The 4,400-nt window shown below is 35.6% G+C and carries 3 protein-coding genes; all 3 read left to right on the forward strand.

Features of this window, described 5'->3' with window-relative positions; translation table 11 throughout:
• Nucleotides 1–232 precede the first annotated feature (232 nt).
• Nucleotides 233–1,483 (forward strand): hypothetical protein, encoded by a 1,251-nt coding sequence (locus KPC_RS18055; protein WP_121975719.1) that lies wholly within the window; start codon nt 233–235, stop codon nt 1,481–1,483.
• 63 nt (nt 1,484–1,546) lie between these two features.
• Entirely contained in the window at nt 1,547–4,156 is a 2,610-nt protein-coding gene (locus KPC_RS18060; RefSeq protein ID WP_121975720.1) for a type VI secretion system Vgr family protein, read from the forward strand.
• 7 nt (nt 4,157–4,163) lie between these two features.
• A partial coding sequence (locus tag KPC_RS18065; RefSeq protein ID WP_146196664.1) for a hypothetical protein occupies nt 4,164–4,400 on the forward strand: 237 nt, incomplete at its 3' end.

The raw sequence follows: 4,400 nt of genomic DNA on the forward strand, positions 1-4,400 counted from the left end.
TGTTGAATTTGTGCGAAGGGGANAAGGGTCACACTGCAATATCAGATATAAAGATAAACAAACACTTTTCCCAGATCATAGAAGTAAGAAGATGAAATTGGGACGATCACTGAAAGAGCATTTCATCTAATGAAATGGTACTATTTACATAACTGAAATCTCTTTTACTCTGTTACATTAGTAAAACTTAAATAACTAATTTCAAAGAATATTATTGGTGGACTGATATCAAATGGGGAATCATAAAAATTTCAAAATAAAAACAATCAAGGACTGGGAAGGTGAAGACTGGGATGTGTATGAAGAACGCAAAACTTCTTGTGGCGTTATTCTTTATAGAGGATGGAAGTACGGTACTGAATCACTATTTGGTGCAGGGAGCATTTGCTATATTTTGACATCTGAAATTGCAGAACTTATAAAACATCATAATCGATTAGATGCTGCAAAACTTTTGGGTATTAGTGTTTATTTAGCCGGGAAGTTTCGTCGACTTTTAGAGATTCAAAATCAAGTTTTCACTAGGGATGATGTATGGCTTATTGAACACCAAGATGAAATTTTATATGACAGCTTAAATACCTTAAAAGAAAAATATGGTCTAACAGGAAACCAAGTCTATAAACGGAGGAAATGGCTAGCTGAACTTATCGAAATTCCTAAAGGGAGAAGAAAATTAAGAAAAATTCCAGCAGACGATTTATTAGAAAAAAATTTCCAGAAGCATAAAGATGCTGTTTTGAATATGAACATAGAAGAAATCATGGCAACTTTTAATGTGCGTAAATATGTTGCCATTAAATACTATAATCGTGCACGAAAAGAGTTAGGTGAATTAAGCTATTCTGAGCAAATAGAAAAAGATAAAAATGAAAAAAATAACTGGATGCATCAACACCGTGAAGAACTTTTGGATTTAAGTCTAACGACTGAAGAGCTGGCTGATAAATTTAAAATGCCTATTCATCAGATATATAAAATACAAAAAAAATTAAAAGAATTTTATAATATTCCAACATATCACCAAAATAAAACTCAATGGCTTTTAGATCACAAAGCAGAGTTACTAGAGTTAAAGTTTAGTAACCAAGAACTAGGTTTAAAGTTAGGCTTACGTCCTGAGCAAATTGCATCAAAACGAATACAATTGAAGAAATTACTTAACCTTCCACAACGCATTGAATCGCTTCATGCTTGGCGAGAAGAACATCAAGATACCATATTATCCCTGGACCTTAGTATTCCTGAGATTGCTAAAATGTTAGACCGAAGTGAGGAATATATAGAGCGAACTCGAATGGAAATGCGTAAAAATTTAAATATATCGGTACTCGATCAAAAACGAGAATGGGTCAAACAACATCAACATGATCTACAAACACTGACGATTGCCCAAATGAGAGAAAAATACCAATTAGGACGTTACACCGTTCAAACCTATCGTAAACTGTTATTTGAATTGAAACAAAATGAAAATGAATAGAAATTGAGCATAAAGATCCATTGTGCTAATATTTCTTTATTAATAATAAGGTTATAAATAACAATGTTAGATAATATTTTTGGGATTTTAGATAAGTTAGGCTTCGGAACACAAAAGCGTGCAATCAGTGCGCAATTTTCAAATTCACAACTTAATTCACAGATTATGCTACAACGTATTGATGGTTTTCATGGCATCAATGAAGGAATGTCAGCAGAACTGATTTGTCTATCGACCAATCCATTCATAGAATTAAAACAATTCATTGGCTGCCAAGTTGCAGTAGATCAAGTGACCGATTCAGGCAGATTGTTTAGGACGACTGGTATTATTACAGGCGCTTCTCAAGGACAATCTGACGGTGCTTTAAGTCTATACCGCTTGACCATGCAAGACCCAACAAGCTTATGGCACAAACGACGTAATAGCCGTGTATTCATGAATAAGAGTGTTGTTGAAATTATTGAAGTAATTTTCAAAGAATGGCAATCTAAAAGTTCATTATTTTCTTCAAGCTTGAAACTAGACACCAGTGGTTTAACCAAGACTTATGATATTCGTCCATTCTCGATGCAGTCGAATGAAAGTGATTATGCTTATCTAACTCGATTAATGCGTGAAGAATCAATTAATTGGTTGATTGATGAAGCTCATTATATTGTATCAAGTAATAACCAAAGTATTGAAGCACAAAAACTACGTTTAGTCGATGATAATGCCCAATTTAAAGCCATTGAACGTCGAAGCATACGCTACCACAGGTCGAATGCAACAGAGCAGTATGACAGCATCACCAGCTTTATCGCACAACGTAGCTTACAGCCTACAGCGATCCATGTACAACGTTGGCAAGCGGATAGCTTAAGTCAAGAAGATGCTAGTGGATCAGTACTCAGTTCGCATAAACACAGTTCCAATAGGGACAATGAAAGTCTAAGCCTAGAACAAGCATGGAGTATCTCCCCGGCATGGATCAGTGATCTTAAAGGTGAAGATCAAGCCACAAAATCAGGCAATAGCCAGCTTGATAAACTCAACACTCAACTGAATCAATATCAAGCACTACAAGCCAAATACTTTACCGCACACAGCAGTGTCCGAGATACCCAAGTTGGTTACTGGTTTCAACTCATCGATCATCCAGAACTTGAGAAAAATCATGCTCCTAATGATCGTGAGTTTTTGATACTGAATAAACATTATTACAATCAGAATAACCTTCCAAAAGATTTGAAAGATCAACTGGATAAGTTGCTTATCCTCAGTCATTGGGAAACGAGTAAAGATAGCGAACAAGAACGCCAAGCCAATGAATTAATGGTTGTTCGTCGAAGTATTGCTATAGTGCCTGAATATGATCCTGTAAAACATCGTCCAGCCGCACACGTACAACGAGCAAAAGTCACCACAGATGGTGAAGAAATTTATGTTGATGAATGGGGACGTATTAAAGTTCGTTTCTTATTTACCCGTGCCGATGACCATAGCCATGATGGTGGAGCAGGTTCAAATGACAATGATATGGATTCTGCTTGGGTAGATGTGCTGACCCCTTGGGCTGGTGAAGGTTATGGCGCACGATTCTTACCTCGTAAAGATGAATTAGTTGTGATTGACTTCTTCGATGGCAATATTGACCGTCCATTTGTGACAGGACGTATTCATGAAGCACAGCGAAATCCAACCAAGTTTGATATAAAAGGACAACTCCCTGATACCAAAAAACTCAGTGGGATACGATCGAAAGAATTTGGCGGCGAAGGATTTAACCAACTCCGTTTCGATGACACGACAAGACAAATCAGTGCCCAATTACACAGCAGTCATGGTGCAACTCAATTGAACTTGGGTAATTTAAGCCATCCGAAAGAAAAAGCTGAAAGTGATGGTCGTGGTGAAGGGTTTGAGTTAAGAACCGATCAGTGGGGAGCTGTGAGAGCAGGTGATGGCTTACTACTTTCTACACATAAACAAGACAGTGCAAAGGGCACACATCTTGATGCACATGAAAGCAGATCTCAGCTAGAAAGTAATTTCAATAATGCTAAAACTTTAAGCTCAATTGCGAAGAATCAAAGAACAGATGAAATTGAATCAGTTGAACAATTAAAGGTATTTTTTGAGCAAATTGAAAAAGATATAGGCACATTTAAAAAAGCTATTATGTTGTTGAGTGCTCCAAACAGCATGGGATTATCTACATCTGAAGATATTCATATCTCAGCTGATGGGCAAATTAATCAATATGCGAATAAGAGTATCAACCAAAGTACAAATCATAATTTTATCTTACATGCACAAGATAAAATTAGCCTATTTGCAGCTGAGGCAGGCGCTCGATTATTTGCAGGCAAAGGCAAAATTGAGTTACAAGCGCAAAATGATCAGCTTGATGTTGTTGCAAGAAAAGATGTCCAAATTATTTCTACTGAAAGTGAAGTCATTATAAGAGCCAATAAAAAAATTGTATTGGAATCAGGTGGATCACGGATTGAAATTAGTGGTGCAGGGATTCGTAATGCGACAGGTTCATTATTTGAAGTGAAAGCTGGTCAGCACCAGTTTAAGAGTGGGGAGGCTATATCACTTTCTTTACCAAACTTACCAAAGGGGATATGTATTGATTGCATGAAAAAAGCTGCTAAAAATGGGAATGTATTCGTAAAAAAATAGGTGAAAAATGAATAATTATTTACTGATAGACCCAATTGAATATCAAAATTTAAAAAATTATATTGATGATTTTATTATTTCTATTGATAAACTTTCTGACTTATATATAAAAATGAATAACTTATCATCAGGATCACCTTATATAATTAAATTAAAAGAAGATTTTGAATTTTATGAGGTATCAAATCAATCAACATCTATTTTTCTTAGCTCAGAGAAAGAATTAATAGATTTACAAAAACAA

Source organism: Acinetobacter stercoris (assembly GCF_900323515.1).
Taxonomy (GTDB): Bacteria; Pseudomonadota; Gammaproteobacteria; order Pseudomonadales; family Moraxellaceae; genus Acinetobacter; species Acinetobacter stercoris.